Below are 18,114 nucleotides of genomic sequence, written 5' to 3' on the forward strand. Positions count from 1 at the left end.
CGCGGGCGCAGCGGCGGGGGCCGGAGCGGCCACAGGGGCGGCAGCCACAGGAGCTGGGGCGGGTGCGGCAGCCACAGGAGCCCCAGGGCCGTCAGCAGCAGCTACGGAAACGGCATAGGCCTTGCCGTCGATGGTGATGGTGTAGGTGCCGGGGCAGCTGTCCCGGGAACCCATCACCAGGTGGGGGGGCTGATAGCTGGCCGCAAAGGGCTGGATGGGCCGGGCGTTCACCCCGTTGGACAGGGAGGCGGGGATGTTGGTGTAGTACACATGACCCTGCCAGGCGGGCACGGGGGGCAGATCGTCCTCCTTCTTGGCGGCGGGAGCAGCGGCCTTCTTGGCGGGGTCCGCCTTCTTGGGGAAGCCGGCCTCCCGGTCCTTGAAGAAGGCCATAGCCACCTGGGGGAAGGCGATGTAGCTCAGCACATCCTCGTCGCTCTTGGCGGTGGCGCCCAGCTCCTTCTTGGTCTTCTCAAACTCGGGCTCCAGGGAGTCGGCAAAGCGGCCCTCCACCACAGGGGTGTTGCCCAGAATCTTCTTCTGAATGCCGGCGTCGATGGGGGCGGGGGTGCGGCCGTACTCGCCGCGGCAGTAGGCCTTGATCTCCTTGCCCACCACCTTGTAGCGCTCGCCGGCCAGCACATTCTGCACGGCCTGGGAGCCCACCATCTGGCTGGTGGGGGTAACCAGGGGAGGATAGCCCAGGTCGGCCCGGACCTTGGGGGTCTCGGCCAGGGCCTGGTCCAGCTTGTCGATGGCGTTCATCATCTTCAGCTGAGAGATCAGGTTGGACAGCATGCCGCCGGGGATCTGATAGTTCAGGCACTGGGTGTCGGTAGCCATGGAGATGGGGTCCAGGGTGCCGTCCTTGATGAAGTCGGCCCGGACACCCTTGAAGAAGTCGGCCATCTTGATGAGCACCTTGTCGTCCAGGTCCACCTTGTAGCCCAGGGAGCGCAGGGCATAGGCCAGGGTCTCGGTGGCGGGCTGGGCGGTGCCGCCGGACATGGGGGAGATGGCGGTGTCGATGACGTCGGCGCCTGCCTCCACGCCCTTCAGGCAGGTCATAAAGGCCAGGCCGGTGGTGCAGTGGGTGTGAATGACCAGGGGCAGCTCAGGCACGGCGTCCTTGATGGCGGACACCAGATCATAGGACTCCTTGGGGCCCATGATGCCGGCCATGTCCTTGATGCAGATGGACTTGACCCCCATCTGCTTCAGCTCCTTCACCATCTGGACGTTCTTCTCCAGGGTGTGGACAGGGCTGGTGGTGAAGCAGATGGTGCCCGAGGCGTGGCCGCCCCGCTTAACGGTCTCCTCGATGGCGACCTGGAGGTTGCGGGCGTCGTTCAGGGCGTCGAAAATACGGATGATGTCGATGCCGTTCTTGATGGAGTGCTCCACGAACTTGCGCACCACATCGTCGGGGTAGTGCTTATAGCCCAGGATGTTCTGGCCCCGCAGCAGCATCTGCAGCTTGGTGTTGGGCATCTTGGCGCGGATCTTCCGCAGCCGCTCCCAGGGGTCCTCCTGTAAATAGCGCAGGCACACGTCGAAGGTGGCGCCCCCCCACACCTCGGCGGAGTAATAGCCAGCCTTGTCCATGGTCTCCAGGATGGGCTCAAACTTGCTGTAGGGCAGACGGGTGGCGATCAGGGACTGGTTGGCGTCGCGCAGGACGGTTTCGGTAAAGCCTACTTTTCTAGTCTTGCTCATGATTTTTTCGACCTCCAAAATTGCTCCCCGGAGCAAAGTTTTTTCGGGGGTTTTGCCCCTTGGGGCGGACGTTTCGTCGCTTGCCCTATATTTTAGTATAATCTCCAAAAGAAAGCAAGCCCCCTGCGGAGAATATTCTGGTCTTTTTTCTGCGGTTTCTTGTGCAAAAAAATACTGCGGCCCTTTCTCCGGAAAGGACCGCAGTTTTATTTCCCGGCAGATGCCATGGAAGGGCGGCAGTTTATATGCTATAATGGTTCAAACAAGCTGGGAAAGGAGCCCGCCAGAAGATGAATATTCCATACTCCCGGTGGCAGACCCAGCGCCGGTGTCTGCCCGACAAAGTGGAACTGAACATCATGTTCCTCATCAAGGTCTGTTCCCGCCTCAATCTGACTTATCAGATCTACTATCTGGCCGAGGAGGCGGAGCGCCGCAAGGTACAGTTTATCCTGCGGGTGCCGAAGGGCTGCCGGATCAGCGCAGAGCTGCGGCAGTTTATCAAGGAGCATCAGTGGACAAAATTAGAGCGGTTTGAGGTGCGTTGAGATGGGGCTGTATTTGTGTATCTTCGATCAATACGGGGAGGAAATCTGCGGCGTGGAGGTTGGCCTCTACCGATATTTTCAGGAGCTTCGAGACACCGTCGCCCGGTTTACCCCCAAGGGCCCGATTGCCCGGCTGATTCACCCTGGCAGCGGCAGACTCTCCTCCAAAATGCCCACTCTGCTGGTCCACTCCGACTGCAACGGCAGCTGGAGCGTCAGCGAATGCAGAGAGCTGAAGCAGGAGCTGGAGGAGATCAAGCAGGTGTTCATACAGGAGCCCGTATCGCCGGAGACTGTCGCCCTGAAGCAGGACATTTTTAAGTTTTACGGGGTGACCCCTCAGAACCTTTTTGAATGCTTCATTGACTCAGACTGTGAGTTCTTAATCGACCGGCTTTTAGATTTGTGTGACTGCGCCATTGAGAAAAAACGGCCCATTATGTTTCAATAGGCAGCTACCGGGTGGCTCTGGTTCATCAACAAATCAGCCCGTTTCTACTCCTTAAAGGTGAACTGAAATCCGCTCAGCTTTGTCCTTCTGGATTTCCCGTCAAAGTACAGCCAGTAGGCGTCACACATAATAAACCGATGGAGCAGCGTCATCTTCCCATCCACAAGCCGCCGGGTCTCCCCCTCCTGGTAGTGCTCCAGGAGCCGCCCCACAGCCCAGCGGTGCACATCGTCAAAGGTGGAGCTGTAGGTAATCGTACCGTCCAGAATGCCGCCCTCCAATGGGGCCGGGTCGTCCGCCTCAAAGTCGTCCAGCCCCAGCTCGGTCTTCAGCGCGGCGGCGGTGGAGAAGTGGTATAGCCCAACGGCGTACTCCCCGGGACCGCTGTACTCCACCCGCTGGAGTCCCTCCACCCGAAAGGCCCTGGGCGAGTAGTGCACCACGAATCCCCCGCCGTAATAATAGGCGGGCCGGTCCTCCAGCTGGAAGCGGGGCCTGCCAATCACCCGGTCCAGCTCCGATTTTGCGGTAAATTTTTTGATCTGTTTCAGCGCAGTCCACATTGATCCTCATCTCCTTATCTCAAGGCCCCTGTTCCGCCTCTCCCTCTTGCCAGCCGTCCTCAAACATCCACTCAAAGCTGTCCGGTCTGATGTGCGCTGTCGCTCTGCAGTAGTAAAATGCGCTGTTCAAAACCGTATTGGATTCATATGGACTTCCTCTCTTATTCTCCGGTATGAGGGCCAGGTGCTCCTCCGGGACGTAATACAGATTGACATGGAGGGACCAGCCCCGGGACTGTATGGCCTCCTGAACTGCCTGCCAGTCGTCCTCCCGTCCGGCCAGGTCCTTCGCGGTAAAAAGCGCCGCCTGCACCAGGAGGTCGTCGGCCTCCAGCAATTCCCGAGCCGTGGTGTCCCTGCCAAAGCTGGACGGGCACCAGCGATAGGGCAAAGCGTAGATTTTATAGCTGCTCTCCCCCAGAATTTCTCCAAAGGCGGCATCCAGCAGCTCAATCAGCTCATCCTGACGCAGGTAGACGGCATAGTTGTCCCGGTAGGTCTTTTCCGTCTCGTCCCAGTACAGCTTCACCCACATGCCGAACCGGGAGGAGTAAATCCCGCCTACATAGTCCTCCGTATTGAGAGTAAAGTCCTCCTCCCCATACTTCCCGGTCACATACTCCCACTGGGGGTCGTTCTGAGCGTGGAACATCCCGTCCGCGATCCGCTCATGCAGGGGCCTGTTGTCCCGCTGACACCCAAACAGCAGGAGCATCCCCGCCAGCGCCGTCACAGCCACCACCCGACGCAATCCTCCCATACCGCACCTCCAAAAAACACCACGGCGGTCGTGAGAATCCGCCGTGGTGTCAATCATCCCTTTTATCAGCCTTCCGCCGGACGCCGCCGACCGTCAATGATCGCTGCGGGCATCGTCCTCGCTGGTGTGATAGGCCTCGTAGTTAAAGATCAGGTCATCAATGTCCACGTCATCCCGGACCTTGGACCAGATACTGTTCGCTTCCCATTTCGGCATTGTCATATCTGCCGCCTCCTTTCATTAGATTTGAAAATGGGTATAAAAATACCACCGTCTGCTCTGCAAACGATGGAGGAAATGCTGTAACCGCTTGAGTTCCGGCCCCTCAGGCCGCAAAGCTGCGCACAGTATGCTCCGATCGCTTGCATTGTAAAAATTCTCCCTGGGTGACATAACGCGTCTGCATCTGTGCCCACCTCTTTTCTGAAGAATCCTGTTTCAGCTGGAGCAGTTACAACCATAGTACTCCACTGATACCGTTATTGTAAACCTCTTCTGCCCATTTGTCAAGAGGAGATTTGTTATTTTTTTATGAACGGCTCTTCCTGTTTGTCCCGCTTCTGTCACTTTTCCCCAAAATCACAGGCGCACCCCGCCGGGGCAGAATACCGCGGCGGGGCGCTGCTTCCGGTTTTCAGTTGATTTTCCCCCCTTTGCCGCATAGAATAGGCAGAAAGGGGGCGGAGACGTTGGAGGAACGGATGTCGATGCGGGGGGGCGGCTGGCTGTCCGTCTGCCAGGAGGGGCCCAGAGTGCACATGGAGGCGGAGCGCCCCGCCGACGGGAAGGGGCTGTACAAGGTGTGGCTCCGGGGGGATCAGGGGGGCAGGCTCCTGCTTGGCACCATGGCGCCCGAGGACGGGCTGCTGCGGCTGCGCCGCACCCTCTCGGTCAGCGCGCTGGAGCGGGCGGGCTGCTGGCCCCAGTTCCGGGCGGAGGCCCCGCTCGCCTTTCCTTTCACCCCGCAGCATACGGAAAAATGGTACTGCGAGCAGCACCCGGAGCGGCTGCTCACCGATCCGGTTCTGCGGGGCCAGGTCCCCGGCCCCATGCTGTGCCTGCGGGAGGGGGAGGGCTTCTCTCTGTCCGCCCCCCTCCGGGCCGACCGGCCCTTCCCCATGCCCGCGCTGTTCTGCCTGGCCCGGCCGGAGCGGCGGGAGGGCAGGCTCTATCTGGTCTGGCGCTTCGGCCGCAGGGGCCGGCCCATCCCTCCGGGCTCTACCGGCACGCCTTGAAAATGCTCAGGACGTCCTCCCGGGTCAGCTGGCCGTAGCCGCCGTCAGTAAGCATAACGGAATTGGCGATCTCCTCCAGGGGGACCTCCTCGCCGATTCCCAGCTCCCCCAGGGTGGTAGGCAGGCCCAGCTCCCTGATGAAGCCGGCCAGGGCCTCCACGCCGGCCAGGGCCAGCTCCGCCTCGGTCCTTCCCTCCGCCGGGATGCCCCACACTCTGACGGCGAAGCGGGCAAACTTCACCGCCCCCTTCTCGCAGATGGCCCGGTAGTACACCGGGTGCAGGACGGCCAGCCCGGCCCCGTGGCAGCAGTCTGTGTAGGCGCTGAGCTGGTGCTCCATCATGTGGGCCATGAAATCCGTCTGTTTGTTCAACTTGATGATGCGGTTCTCCGCCATGGCGGCCTCCCACATCAGGTTGCTCCGGGCGTTGTAATCCTCCGGGTCCCTGGCCGCCGCCCGCAGGTCTCGGATCACCCCCCGCATCAGGGCCTCGGAGATGTCGTCGGAGACGTTCTCCTCGTCGGGGCCGCTGAAGTAGATCTCCATGATGTGGCTCAGGGCGTCGAAGCCGCCGCACAGCATCTGGAAACGGGGGACGCTGTAGGTATAGGTGGGGTCCATCAGGGCAAAGCGGGGGTTGCACCGGGGGTAGTCCCGGTCATGCTTGATCTTCTGCTCCTCGTGGGTGACCACCGCGCCGCCGTTGCACTCGCTGCCCGTGCCCGACATGGTGACCACCACCCCCAGCGGCAGGGGATCAAAGTCCACCGTCCCCCGCTTGAGCCAGAAGTCCGCCCACACGTCGCCCTCATAGACGGCGGCCATGGAGACGGCCTTGGCGCAGTCCATCACCGACCCGCCGCCCACGGCCAGAATGCCCGTCACACCCCGCTCCCGGGCCAGTCCTGCCCCCTCCAGCACCTTGGAGTAGGTGGGATTGGGCATAATCCCGCCGAAGTCCACCACCGTCCGGCCCGCGGATTTCAGGATGCCCACGATTTTGTCGTAGACCCCACTGCGCTTCACCGAGCCCCCGCCGTAAGCCAGCATGACAGTGCCGCCCAGCTGGTCCAGCAGACCGCTCAGATACTCCTCCACGCAGCCCTGGCCGAAATACACCTTTGTGCTGTTTTCAAAGATAAAGCTCCTCATGTCCATCCTCCTGTTTTGCTTACGTCTCCAGCATAGACCGCAGATAATGGTCTAAATCCTCAAAATTCATAATCTGCGCCGTGTTCACCGTCTGCACGGTCACATCAGAATATTGATTGAATATTTTTTGCGCCCGCTCCATATCTCTCGTCTGAACCGCACAGTAAAACCTTAATAGCTGGTACTGTTTTTCCCAACAAATTGGCGCGACAGGAAACATTTTAGATATTTCATCAAACGAGCTGTCTAAAATTGTTTGGAACGATCCCCACTTTTGAAACCAGGCCTCTATGTCCACAAGGGCGTCTATGATGCGGGGGAACATGTCGTCACTGATCCAGGGTATGCTAAAAATTTTACGCTTTTTTCCTTCCACGATTTCCCCAACTCGTTCCCTTAAAACGCATTCATATTCCTTGGGATGGTCGGGGATCAATAACGTATTTGCCTGAAGGAAGGGGAGTCCAACGGGGTGCAGGCCGACATTGATAAAAAAATAGTCTCCATAGGCCCCTTTTTGAAAGTGAACCAGCTTATAAAATCCACCTTCCACTTTATAAAAGGAGCTGCGCCGCTTTCGATAACCCTTCTGAACAAACGATCCCTTCACTTTTTCCAGCATTTCTTTCATTGCTCTCAAGCTGCCTCTCTGTAGACGGACCAACGGCCTCTCAGCTCATTCCCACTCGACAAATCCTATTATATAGGGCTGTATTTTCTATGCTTTCACGGGTGCGACATTCGCAAATTTGTTAATATTTCACCTGCTATTTTTGGCCGCTAATTTTCTTAGTATCAGAATAGTATCACAAAAGGCAGGAGAATACAAGACCTTTCATACTGTTTCCCAAGGTATTCAGCAATAGAAAGCATCGCGATAAACTGGAATTTATACCACTGTATATCCTTCAGAAGCCAAGACATCTAACGCCTTATCATAGTTTTCTTCTTTCACAAGTATATAGTCCGTGTTATATGTCGATACCGCAAAGATACCTATTTTATGTTGAGCAAGGATACCGGACAGCTTTGACAAAATCCCAATCAATGAAAAATCAAGTATTCCCTGAACATGGAAGCCTTTCCATCCATCATCTCGATCAATAGTATTGGACGGGGTATCTTCCGTTTTGCACACCAAAGATATTTCTTCATCTGTTTTCCCAATAAAATAGAAATCGGTTGTCATATCTATGTCTGATATATCTGCCACTTTGCAAACAGTCAATCCATACGTAATTCTTTTAAGTTCCATTTTGTTTTATTTCCTCTGTAAAACAAAATTTAATTCGTAATCGCTGCACTATTTATCGTTGATTTTCAGTTCAAGTATATCTGGACGAGCATAATGTCCAACCACGTCATGCTCCATTTTGCAGGAGATAGCCAAACTCATGTCAAGCTCTGCGTAGATAATGGTTTCTTTATCCCATACTGGTTCTGTCAAATAATGTCCATACGGGTCGATAATACAGCTTCCTCCTCTGCAAACAAATTCTGGAAACTGTGATACTATATCACTCTCATATAGGTCAGAAGGATATGAACTGCGTCTGATAATCATATCAGCGTTAACAAAGTAGCATTTGCCTTCTATTGCTATGTGCTGAATGGTGGCCTGCCATTCTGGATTGTCATTGGTATTTGGCGAAATGTAAATCGTGATACCTTTTTGATAAAGAGCCACACGAGCAAGCGGCATATAACTTTCCCAACAAATCAGACTGCCAATAGGCCCCCACGGTGTTGTTGTAACAGGGAAGTATCCCTTATCAGCATCCCCCCACACAACACGTTCGGAGCCTGTTGGTTTTAATTTTCTGTGTACCTTGTACGATCCATCCGGCTCAAAAATAACATTGCTATTATAAAGTGTTCCATTAACGGCATCCCTCTCGGAAAAGCCAAGGCTGATATATGCTCCAGCTTCCTTAGCTGCCTCTGCAAGTTGCTGAAACTCCGTTTCTCCGGCAATAACAGAGGCATCGTAATATCGTTTCCAGTCCTTCCGCCCTTCCTCACTTCGTTTCCCCATACTGAAGCCAAAATTCATTCCAACAGGGTATCCAGGAATAAAGAGTTCGGGAAAAACGATTATATCTGGCTTTTGTATTGCAGCCTCGTTAATACATTGAAGAGCCTTCTTAAGTGATGCGCTTTTATTAAACATTACAGGTTCTGCTTGTACCAATGCGATTTTACAAATGTTTTTTATGTCTTTCATGATAATAAATTTACTCCTCCATAAATTCCTGTTTGTCAATCAACAGGGCCTCTATCCCCCGGAAAGCCAGCATTTTCAAGGCTTTTGAGCTTTACCCGCCTGCCCTTTTCCCTTGATTTTTCCCTTATGAGAAAATTTAAGGGAAAACCTCGTCAGCCGCTGCTCACTACCTTGTCCAGAAGCCTTGCGCTGGAACGCTTTGCCTCTCTGGTGGCGTGGGCGTAGATGTTCATGGTCGTGTTGACATCCGAGTGTCCCAACAGCTCCTGCACATCCTTGGGGGCCGCGCCGTAGGAGAGAAGATTGCTGGTAAAGGCGTGTCTCAGCATGTGGAAGTGGAAGTCCTCCAGGCCGGGGACCTTCTCCTTTGCCCTCCGGCACATGAGGCTGACGGTGCTGGGGGATTCAATGGCCCCGTCAGGCCGGAGGCACACGAAGGACAGGCATTTATCCGTCTCCGGCGTGGCTTCCGTTCTGGACAGCATGTAGACCTCGTAATAGGTACGGTTTTTTTCCTTGACCTCTTTGCAGTAGTTGAGCCGGTAGAGCGCCCCATATTTCAGACTGTTCCGAGCCTGCTCCCGCTTCGCCTGCTGGAGAATATCCGCCAGAGCGTTGCAGAAGTCCACGGTTCGGATTTTCTTTCGCTTGGTGGCCCCGACCTCCAGCTTGTGCCTCGTCCCATTGTAGCGCATACTGCGGCGGACCGTCAGACACTGTTCTTTCAAGTCAATGTCCTGCCACGTTAGCCCACAGACCTCGCCAATGCGAAGCCCGGTGTAGTAGGCGATCTGGATGGGGAGAAGCGCGGGGTTGTTCTTGGCTTTCAGAAAGTCGGCCAGACTTTGATACTGCTCGTGGGTGATGGTGGGAACCGCGCCCTCCTGGTCACCCCCGCTCTCAAACAGGTCGTAGTCGTCGCCCTTGGACCGGCGGACCACATACTGCATGGGATTGAAGGTAATCAGGCGCTTGGGAAAGACCGCAAAGCGGAAGGAATTTTGAAGGACGGCAGAGTACAGACGGATGTACCCAATACTCAGCGCCTTTGCCGGTGTTCCATCGGGATTCGTGCCGCCGAAACTCAACAGGTCCATGTAGGCTTGCAGATGGTCGGCGGTGACAGTTTTCAGCTTGCGCTTGCCGATGGGGTGCTGCTTGATCCGGCTGACGGTGGACTGATAGGCCATGACCGTTCCGTTGCTCAGAGAACCGGGCTTTAAGTCCTCATCCACCCACATGTCCAGCATATCGCCCAGGGTGATGTTTTTGGCCTCCGCGAGAAACATCTTGGTCTCGTAGTCCTCCATCGCCTTGCGGAGCAGGGACTCCGTTTCGCTCTTGCTCTCCGTTCCGGGAAATTCCTTCTGGATGCGGTTGCCGCTGGCGTCCTCGACGTAAAAGCGGTAATACCACTTCTTCCCCTTTTTTCTAACAGAACCTTTTGCCATAGCTGTACTCCTTTCGATGGCGGCAAAGGTCGCTGTCATGATGCGATGGTCACATTATAACAGAGAGCCGCAGCCGTTGCAAACATGCCGTCCGTGTTTTCAAATCAAGTCACTTGCTGCACCTGGGCGCAGTCGAGAAGGTCACACCCCTGGTTGATCTCCATAAAGGCGCTGATAACATCGACGCGGATGATGGTCTTGCGCCCGATCCGCAGGACGGGGATTTTTCCCCAGGAGACCAGCTTCCGCAAGGTATTCCGGCCAATGCCGGTGCAATCAGCGGCCTCGCCTATCGTCATGCCGAGTTTTCCAGCCCCAAAAGGCTGCACAGCCTGGGCACACCCGCTGTTCGGCAGTTGAATAATCGCATTACGCATAGTCCTGTATCCTCCTTTGAAACAGGACAGCCGCGCCGGAAAATGCTGTGTCCGCATAACATAGAGCGGGCGGTATTCCGGCGCGGCTGATTCGGTTTTAGCTGCTGTCAAACTCGCCGTATTTGCCACGCACCCCCGGCGAGGGGATATTGCAGGCCGCTGTTGGCACAGCTGTCATAATTCCACAGCGTCGTTCTGGACGTGCGCCGCAGGATTCCGCTTCAAGTCTGTGAGCGGGCGTGAGCAAGTATCATTATCCACCATGCTGTCATCGCGTCCCGGCCTGCCAGAGCCGGTTGAAAGTGTGCGTAGATCGCTCGGCCAGCCTGTCCGTTCACCTCCTGAAGCTGGCGTCTTGGCGGCGCACCTTTTACCGCTGTTCACATGGGTTTTGTGCCTGCAATACCGTATATTCAATTTTGAAGGTTCGTGAAGGTGATAGGTGGAAACGCACCTTTCACCTATCACAAAAAAGAGGGGTGTTTGTTACCTATTTTCGCCCCCTTCCGGGATAAAAGCAGAAATATTTTTTAGCGCGGCGCTGATGGACCTGGATGCACTTGCTTTAGAGATGCCTTCCGCCTTGGCAATAGCGGTCACGTTCATTTTCCGGGCATAGAGCATCCAGAGGCGGCGGTACTGCGTTCCGGTCAGGCAGCTCTTGATCCGCTCAATCAAGGCGGCGGTTCTCCGGGTCTGTTCCGCGCTGGCCTCGGCAGCATCCAGTACGGCCAGAAGATCTTCCTCAATGGATGGGACTGCCCCCAGCTTGTCCACATGGGGGTCCAGAGGTATGCCGTTGTCATAGAACCCGCGCCCGTCCTTCTCGGTATCATAGTAGTCACCGTCAGACCAGACCTTCCAGCGGAGAAACTCCTCCTCGCTGGCAAAGTCCTCGCGGGTCAGCCGGATATGTGCGCCGGTGACGCTCCTGCATACGATGGCATCCCGGTCAAGTTTGTTCAAAGCAAAGTCGCTCTTGGAATCAAACATAAATTCCTCCATTTCGTTTGTAGGGGTTTGTGCATCGGCAATCGAGCTGGAGGTCAGGCGGGGAGCGACACCCGCAGGGATTTACTTTCTTCCCGAAGATTCGACAAAGCAGAAGGCCGGGTACTTCCGTTGAGTACCCGGCCTTCTGCCGTGTGCCAGAATGATAGTTCTTGCCTATATGCCGATGCAGTTCCGGTTGATAGGCGGAGTGGGACGTACCAAATGCAAGGATTTTTTTAACAAATCACCTATCAGGAGCAATCGAAACAGCCCCGTCATACAAAGCAAAAGCACCATAGCCATCTCCTAAAGCGGCGGCTATGGTGTTTGAGCGCGAAGAAGCGTCCCGCAAAGCTGCCGTTTTTTTGACAGCCTCCCGGAACCGTTTTTCTTGAAAAGTTCGGCTGAAACCGGAATTATATTGCATGATAGTCAGAATTGTGCAGGGATTCAAATTGCGCCATCTGAACTATACAATACAGTTGAGGTGAAGAATTATGCCGAATGAAGTCTTAGTAAGGGGCGGGGCGCGGTTAAGGGCGCTCCGAAAAGAGCGGGGTTATACACAGGAACAGTTGGCGGAGCTGACAAAGCTCTCTACCCGCCACATTGCGGGCATTGAGAAAGGAGAGGCAAATCCATCGTTCGAGGTGCTTTATACAATCATATCTGTGCTTGGCACTTCTTTTGATGCAATCTTCAATCCTGCGGAGGAACAGGTGGAAACTGAACTCCAGGAGATCGTCGGCCTTTACCGGGCCTGCCCGGAGCAGGGGCGGCGGATAATTTTAGCGGCAAATCGTGCAATGGTACATGAAATGATGGATAAAGACAAAAGCGGGCAGTAGTAAGTGTGAGCCGGAGGGAAAGAAGTAATTTCCCTCCGGCTCTAAACCATTGTGTAGTTTGCGGTTTTGTCATTGGGTTACTTGGATTTATCAAGTTTATAATCCTGCATATTTATGGAAGAAATTGTGAATGTGCTACCCAAGAAAGCCAATGCAATTTTAGATACAGCAAGCCAGCCTGGAACATGAAACGCTGGGTCTAATTTTTCAACAGTCAAGGGAAATTGAGAGAAGAAACTGCTCGATGAAAAATTGATTGCCGGGGGCAGAGGTAACACAGTCAATAAAATTACTGCCGCCATAAGAGCGTAGATCAGAGTATGGTTGAAGCGGCTCAACATCATTCCTGCTCCCAGGCAAAAGACAATGGGCGGGATCAGGGTCAATAGAGCGGGTAAAATCAGTTCTCCATAATCCACCCACCCAAACAGCGACACATAGAATCCAACCGCCAGGACTGCGACACATAGGCAGAGGACAAGGGTAGCTGTCAGCACCGCTCCACACCGCAGAGCCGCATACCGCCGCTGCCTGATTGGGGTGGCTTGGGTCAAGGGCCGGAGCAGACGCTCCTCCTTGGAAAAGAAGAACGCAAGGAAAAACAATTCTCCCAGGCAGATCAGCGGCAGAGCTTGGCTGAGATAGTATCCAAAGCTCCATGGGGAAAAAGGTGCTGTGTGCGCCACGCCCCGGACCACAGAGCCAGTCAGCGTCAGCCAGCCATATCCCAGGGACACCAGCAGAATACCGAAGAACAGCCTGTTCCACAGCAGGCGCCGCAGCTCATATCGAAATATTTTATTCAAGGTTTAAATCCTCCTCTGTCAGATGGCAGGCATCCAGAAACTCCTGATAGGTCAGATAGGGATATTCCGGGTTCAGCTCCCGGCCAAAGAGACCTTTCAAAATCTCGTCCATAGCCTCCTCACCGCCCACCAGTTGTTCAGCCTTCAAGATTTTCAAGGGCATTTCGTTATATTGCCGCATCCCTCGCAAGTTGTTGGTAATGTCAGCCTGATACTGCTCCGGCAAAGCTGACAGGTACTCCGGGTGGCGGACATAGAAATCCTTGTAGTAGTCGTCTGCGGCCTCCTGCCAAGTGTCCACAAAGCTGGTCTGGGCCTCACGTTCCCCATACAGCGCCTTTACAATGCGATAAGTGGTGTAGCAGGTCAGACCCTCGGCAGACCAGATGCCGCTCTCGTCCATGGGGTCAAACATATTTCCCAGGCCCCACCATTGATGGACAATTTCATGGATCGTCACCTGAGCGGAGGAGCCGCCTTTTGCGCCGTTGGACAGGTTTTCAGCGGTATAGTCCAGCTCATCCGCGATGCTGGCGCCGTCTCCCGCATATCCGCCGCCGTCGCTTCGCCGCTCGATCAGGTTAAAGGTCCCATCTCCATAAAAAGACAACGGGCCGATATGTTCGGTACAGTATTCAATGGTCTGGCGGATGGATTCTGCGGCGTTCATAGCCTCCATGACGGGCTGATGCTTACGGCTGTAATAGAAATTGACGGTAATACCCGCCGGTTCCACCGGAATTTCCTCCCGGATATAATCCCCGGCATATATAATCATGCGATAGCTGTCCCGCTCCATGCGCCATGTTTTTGTGCTGTCCGAGTTTTCCTGCAGCAGCTCAGTGGAGCCAAGCCCAAACAAAATGGGGGTCATATGTCCGGGGAGGGTAATGTCCGTCACATTGGGAAGGTGATCTCCCTGATACCACACGTTATAGGGACAGGGCGACAGCGCGTCGTTTTCTAGCTTCATATAGGTGCCGCTGATTTCCAGACTGCCCTGTTCAGCGGACACGATATTCCACTCCTGGGGAAAACCGCCATATTCCATGGTAAGCTCAATTTCCGGGGCAGCAGGGATGACTACAACGAACGCCTTTTCATTGATTTCCTGCCTATCCTCCAAGGTAAACGGCACATCCGCGCCATTTGCTTGAATGGAGGAAATTTCATATCCCGGATTGATAAGGAAACGGACATTCTGTTCCTGACCGCTGGTATTTTGAAGCTGAAATTGGGCCTTCCCATATACACTGCCCGTTTTTGGATCAGGACGCACATCCGCATAACGGCCAGAACAGGTGACAGCCTCCATATATTCAGAGGCAAATACAAAATCATAATCCATATCCGGGCTGCTGTGATCGAGGAAGGGCTGGCCCATATAGAGCAGGCCGGAACAGGCTATCAATGCCGCCGCTATCGCCGGACGGTAAAATCGCCGGATATTATGAGCAAATGAGCCGAGCGGTCCCTTCCCGTATCGACGCACACAGAGATAGGACAACAGCCACAGTCCGGCCATTGCCAGCAGCCAGGTAAGGCGCACATAGGCCACCGAGCGAAAAATACGGTAATTGGAAAAATCATCGGAGACCGCCCAAACGCAGGGATTCAGCCAGCAGAGCTGCCATTTCTCCTTCCAGACCGTCAGACTGAGGGCGGCAAAGGCGGCAAAGAGGGCCAGAGACAGATCAGCCCGCTGGGTGAATTGATAGGCGGCGGAGGCAAACAAAATCGCCAGAGGAATCGCTCCGTACATAAAAATCAGGTATATCAGCAGATAGCTTTTCAGATCAAAGACCGCACCCAGTTTCATTATGGCATACGGAAGCCAAGCCAATGTGGTAATGGCTTGGGCTATAACGGAGATACACAGCAGCGCCCCCAGCCGGGTCAGGGCGGCGGTCGTGGGAGATACCACCGCGTGGGTCAAGGTTTCCATGCCGTCCCGCCGGAGCCTGTCCATACTCCAGACGGTGAGGATAGCAAATACGACAGCCCCCAGAATACCGCCAGCCAGGGCCGGATTTGCAAGATACATCCCCTGCATGGTGGTGACATAGCCGCTGTCGCTGCTGGAATACAGAGGCCGGTAGACCGTCAGGCCCGCAACCGGAGAGAGGGCGGTCACGAGAATCGCCGGCCAAGTAAGGTGGTTCTGGAGCAATCGGGCCAGCTCCAAACGAAATTGCCGCAGGGTGTTCATTGAATCGCCTCCCTGGAGATGAGATAAAGATAGGCATCCTCCAGTGCGGGCTCCACCTGTTCCACAAAATCAGGAAGTTCCTCCGCCACGGCGCGGCAGACGATACCCTGGGCCGTGTTGACACGGGAGGTAATATGCAGGCCCGCTTCCTGCCGCCGGTCTTTCTCTCGGAATATACCAACGTGGCCCACAGCTCCGGCGATCAGCTCGGCGGGAGTACCGGCAAAGCGGATACGGCCCTGGTGTATCACAATAAGCTGATTGCACACTGACTGAACATCCTCAATAATGTGGGTGGACAGAAGCACCAGCCGGTCTTGGGCCATTTGGGAAAACAGATTGCGGAAGCTGATCCGCTCCTCCGGGTCAAGACCCACCGTAGGCTCGTCGAAAATCAGGAAATGAGGATTGCCCAGGATGGCCTGCGCGATTCCCACCCGCTGGCGCTGTCCGCCGGATAGAGTACGGATTTTAGCTTTCTGCTTTTCCTCCAGATTGGTACTTTGGATAGCGGCGGCAATGGCCTCCTTGCTGTTGACGATTCCTTTCAGCGCCGCCATGTAGTCCAGGAACTGCCAGACCGTCAGCTCGTCAAACAGCCCAAAGGACTGCGGAAAATAGCCCAAGCGGGCTTTCAACAGGCGCTCCTGCTTCATCAAAGGTTTCCCATCTACCGAGATCACTCCCTCCGTAGGGAGTAGGCCCGCCACCAGGAGCTTCATCAAGGTGGACTTTCCTGCTCCGTTCGGCCCCAGGAGGCCGATAAGGTTCGGGCTGCTCAGGCTCAGATTGATTTCCCGCAAGGCGGTTTTCCCCGAAGGGTATGTCATGGATAATTTAGAAATCTCCACATTCATCTGTGTTTCGTCCTTTCCGCTTGAGATTGCGGTCAGGATAACAGAAAAATGTGGAGTTCGTTTGTGGTTAATATGTGGTTTGTGTGGAGTTTGGCAGAATCAGTGTTGCACAGACACCTCTTGCGGAGTTTTGGATTTGACAACTGCCCCCATGCTGTTCCGCTATTTTCTGAACAAGATAAAGTCCTAATCCGCTTCCGCCTGTCTGACGGCTCCGGGATGGGTCGCTGCGGAAGAACGGTTCAAACAGGTGCGGCAGCTGCTCCGGGGCAATATGCGCGCCTTCGTTTTCTACACTCAAAACGATATTGTTGTCTTCTTTACGGGCAGAAATCCAAATCTTTACGCCCACCGGCGAGTAGAGCGCGGCATTAGAAAGCAGATTGCCCAGGGCTTTTTTCAAAAGCCCTGGGTCTCCTGCACTCCAGATTCCCGACGGTAAATCTGCGATAACTGTTTGTTCTTTCTGCTGGAAAAGTTCGTCGTAATTTTGCAGACAGCTCCGAATCAGAGCGGCGAGCTCCACAGGAATCATAGACAGCTCCCCGCCCCGTTCCATACGGGAGACAGTCAAAAGCTCCTGTACCAAGCTCTCCATCTGGTTTGCCACAGCCAAGCTGCGGGCCAGATATTTGTCCCGATCTGCGTAGACGCCAATTCCGTCCAACATCCCGCCCAGCTGACCCTTCATAACGGTGATGGGGGTTTTCAGCTCATGGGAAACCGCCGAGAAGAAATCCCGCTGGGCCTGTTCCAGCTGCTGTTCTCGTTCCACGTCTTTCCGAAGGGTGTCATTTGCGGCCTGGAGCTTCTGCATGGAACGGGATAGATGATCCGCCAGTTCGTCCAGATTGTGGGCTAACGTACCGATTTCATCGGTACGCTTTTCTTTGCACCGCCAGCTGAAATCCAGTTCAGACAGCTTTTGGGAGATGCCGCTCAATCGCACAATGGGTCGTGTGATGAAGTGAGCGTAGAATAGGGAGGTAAGCACAGACACCAGCAGAATGGCCGCAGCCAGCCAGGGCCAGATATGTCCCAAGGCCTCCGCTGCCTGATTGACCACGCGAGTGCTGGCAAATACCAGCAGCTGACAGTTTTCAGAAGAATCCTTAAAAGAAAAATCGCTTCCAATACAATATACGATATAATCCGCGTTTTCGTTGTTGGGCCGAATGTCCTCACCTGACGAATGTGTTGGCAGCATTACCCATTGCCCATTTTCTCCTGTTGGCATGATGTCAGAGGGGTCAACGCCACCGACAACATTCCCCGCAGAATCCTGGATACTCACCGGGACGCCGTACTGGAAAGTGAACTGCGAGAGAAGCGGTCCGCAGTCCGCCAGTGTATATTCTTCTAACTGTTTTGCCAGTCGGTCAGCCTGGTCAGCCAGCAGACGCTCCTGATCTGCTGTGTAGGTCAGCGGCATAAGCTGGGCAATCAGGCCATAGGTCAAAGCACAGACCGCTGTCAGCAGCAGGCAGGTGACGAGGAAAATTTTTGTTGTCAGGCTATTTTTCAATTTCGTAATCAATGCGATAACCCACCCCTCTGATTGTTTCGACGTAATCCAGTCCCAACTTTTTTCGCAAGTTCTTGATATGCGTATCGACAATCCTCTCGTCACCGTAAAAATCATAGCTCCATACCCGGTTCAACAGCGTTTGCCTGGATAAAACGCGCCCTTGGTTTTGGAGCAGGATCTTCAGCAGTTCAAATTCTCTTTGGGTCAAATCAACAATTTGATCGGAAACATGGACCTTGTAGCCCTCCAAATCCAGGGTCAGAGCTTTATATGTTATCCGACCGGAAATGCTGTCTCCCATTGTACGGCGCAGAATTGCACCAATTTTACGGAGTCCAGTGGTATGAAGTCAAGAGGGAAATAAGGAAAAATTCAGAGAAAAAAGAGTGTGGAAG

At 54.6% G+C, this 18,114-nt stretch carries 19 protein-coding genes and 1 pseudogene; 4 read left to right on the forward strand and 16 right to left on the reverse strand.

The genetic code is table 11. The features are described 5' to 3' along the window. Window positions 1-327: 327 nt before the first annotated feature. A pseudogene (locus D1641_RS16625) lies at window positions 328-1,716 on the reverse strand (pyruvate carboxylase subunit B); the annotation flags it as partial. A 290-nt stretch (window positions 1,717-2,006) separates the two neighbouring features. Here D1641_RS16625 and D1641_RS16630 point away from each other — a divergent pair. Together D1641_RS16630 and D1641_RS16635 are read left to right on the forward strand one after the other, a co-directional pair. Next, window positions 2,007-2,264, forward strand: a complete 258-nt coding sequence (locus D1641_RS16630) for a hypothetical protein (protein ID WP_160667681.1) — start codon at window positions 2,007-2,009, stop codon at window positions 2,262-2,264. 1 nt (window position 2,265) lies between these two features. After that, window positions 2,266-2,715: an Imm70 family immunity protein gene (locus tag D1641_RS16635; RefSeq protein ID WP_160667683.1), complete on the forward strand. Its 450-nt coding sequence runs from the start codon at window positions 2,266-2,268 to the stop codon at window positions 2,713-2,715. Window positions 2,716-2,759: 44 nt separating this feature from the next. Here D1641_RS16635 and D1641_RS16640 read toward each other — a convergent pair whose 3' ends face one another. From D1641_RS16640 to D1641_RS19775, 3 genes are all read right to left on the reverse strand, one after another. Continuing rightward, window positions 2,760-3,278, reverse strand: coding sequence for a hypothetical protein (locus D1641_RS16640; protein ID WP_160667685.1), 519 nt, complete (start codon window positions 3,276-3,278; stop codon window positions 2,760-2,762). Between the two features lie 19 nt (window positions 3,279-3,297). Then, window positions 3,298-4,038 (reverse strand): hypothetical protein, encoded by a 741-nt coding sequence (locus D1641_RS16645; protein WP_160667687.1) that lies wholly within the window; start codon window positions 4,036-4,038, stop codon window positions 3,298-3,300. 93 nt (window positions 4,039-4,131) lie between these two features. Beyond that, complete coding sequence (locus D1641_RS19775; protein WP_279285709.1) at window positions 4,132-4,260, reverse strand: hypothetical protein; 129 nt, start codon at window positions 4,258-4,260, stop codon at window positions 4,132-4,134. 467 nt (window positions 4,261-4,727) lie between these two features. Between D1641_RS19775 and D1641_RS16650 the strand changes: the two genes are divergently transcribed. Further along, window positions 4,728-5,273, forward strand: a complete 546-nt coding sequence (locus D1641_RS16650; RefSeq protein WP_160667689.1) for a hypothetical protein — start codon at window positions 4,728-4,730, stop codon at window positions 5,271-5,273. Here D1641_RS16650 and D1641_RS16655 read toward each other — a convergent pair. From D1641_RS16655 to D1641_RS16685, 7 genes are all read right to left on the reverse strand, one after another. Continuing rightward, on the reverse strand, window positions 5,257-6,426 hold the full coding sequence (locus D1641_RS16655; RefSeq protein WP_160667691.1) for an iron-containing alcohol dehydrogenase: 1,170 nt from the start codon (window positions 6,424-6,426) through the stop codon (window positions 5,257-5,259). The genes D1641_RS16650 and D1641_RS16655 overlap by 17 nt on opposite strands. Window positions 6,427-6,445: 19 nt before the next feature. After that, window positions 6,446-7,057, reverse strand: coding sequence for a DUF4304 domain-containing protein (locus D1641_RS16660; protein WP_160667693.1), 612 nt, complete (start codon window positions 7,055-7,057; stop codon window positions 6,446-6,448). 258 nt (window positions 7,058-7,315) lie between these two features. Beyond that, window positions 7,316-7,681, reverse strand: coding sequence for an ACT domain-containing protein (locus D1641_RS16665; protein WP_160667695.1), 366 nt, complete (start codon window positions 7,679-7,681; stop codon window positions 7,316-7,318). Window positions 7,682-7,729: 48 nt separating this feature from the next. Further along, window positions 7,730-8,650: a carbon-nitrogen hydrolase family protein gene (locus D1641_RS16670; RefSeq protein WP_160667697.1), complete on the reverse strand. Its 921-nt coding sequence runs from the start codon at window positions 8,648-8,650 to the stop codon at window positions 7,730-7,732. Window positions 8,651-8,802: 152 nt separating this feature from the next. Then, window positions 8,803-10,101 carry a tyrosine-type recombinase/integrase gene (locus D1641_RS16675; RefSeq protein ID WP_160667699.1) on the reverse strand — a complete coding sequence of 433 codons (1,299 nt, stop codon included), beginning with the start codon at window positions 10,099-10,101 and terminating at the stop codon, window positions 8,803-8,805. Between the two features lie 104 nt (window positions 10,102-10,205). Continuing rightward, window positions 10,206-10,400: a helix-turn-helix domain-containing protein gene (locus D1641_RS16680; RefSeq protein ID WP_243149446.1), complete on the reverse strand. Its 195-nt coding sequence runs from the start codon at window positions 10,398-10,400 to the stop codon at window positions 10,206-10,208. Between the two features lie 564 nt (window positions 10,401-10,964). Beyond that, complete coding sequence (locus D1641_RS16685) at window positions 10,965-11,471, reverse strand: sigma-70 family RNA polymerase sigma factor (RefSeq protein ID WP_160667704.1); 507 nt, start codon at window positions 11,469-11,471, stop codon at window positions 10,965-10,967. A 497-nt stretch (window positions 11,472-11,968) separates the two neighbouring features. Here D1641_RS16685 and D1641_RS16690 point away from each other — a divergent pair, with 497 nt between their 5' ends. Continuing rightward, window positions 11,969-12,319 (forward strand): helix-turn-helix transcriptional regulator, encoded by a 351-nt coding sequence (locus tag D1641_RS16690; protein ID WP_160667706.1) that lies wholly within the window; start codon window positions 11,969-11,971, stop codon window positions 12,317-12,319. Window positions 12,320-12,396: 77 nt separating this feature from the next. On the opposite strand, the gene D1641_RS16695 is transcribed toward D1641_RS16690, so the two are convergent. The 5 genes from D1641_RS16695 to D1641_RS16715 all read right to left on the reverse strand — a co-directional run bounded on the left by D1641_RS16695 (window position 12,397) and on the right by D1641_RS16715 (window position 18,020). Beyond that, the gene (locus D1641_RS16695; RefSeq protein ID WP_160667709.1) at window positions 12,397-13,125 is read right to left on the reverse strand and encodes a hypothetical protein; all 729 of its coding nucleotides are present in this window, start codon (window positions 13,123-13,125) and stop codon (window positions 12,397-12,399) included. Beyond that, complete coding sequence (locus D1641_RS16700) at window positions 13,118-15,334, reverse strand: M1 family aminopeptidase (RefSeq protein ID WP_160667711.1); 2,217 nt, start codon at window positions 15,332-15,334, stop codon at window positions 13,118-13,120. Before D1641_RS16700 ends, D1641_RS16695 begins: the two co-directional genes overlap by 8 nt. Next, window positions 15,331-16,191 carry an ATP-binding cassette domain-containing protein gene (locus D1641_RS16705; RefSeq protein ID WP_160667713.1) on the reverse strand — a complete coding sequence of 287 codons (861 nt, stop codon included), beginning with the start codon at window positions 16,189-16,191 and terminating at the stop codon, window positions 15,331-15,333. The genes D1641_RS16700 and D1641_RS16705 overlap by 4 nt, the downstream gene beginning before the upstream one ends. A 67-nt stretch (window positions 16,192-16,258) precedes the next feature. After that, window positions 16,259-17,728 carry a HAMP domain-containing sensor histidine kinase gene (locus D1641_RS16710; RefSeq protein WP_160667715.1) on the reverse strand — a complete coding sequence of 490 codons (1,470 nt, stop codon included), beginning with the start codon at window positions 17,726-17,728 and terminating at the stop codon, window positions 16,259-16,261. Continuing rightward, window positions 17,706-18,020, reverse strand: a complete 315-nt coding sequence (locus tag D1641_RS16715; RefSeq protein ID WP_347707459.1) for a winged helix-turn-helix domain-containing protein — start codon at window positions 18,018-18,020, stop codon at window positions 17,706-17,708. The genes D1641_RS16710 and D1641_RS16715 overlap by 23 nt, the downstream gene beginning before the upstream one ends. Window positions 18,021-18,114 lie beyond the last annotated feature (94 nt).

This window comes from Colidextribacter sp. OB.20 (assembly GCF_009911595.1).
GTDB lineage: Bacteria > Bacillota > Clostridia > Oscillospirales > Oscillospiraceae > Lawsonibacter.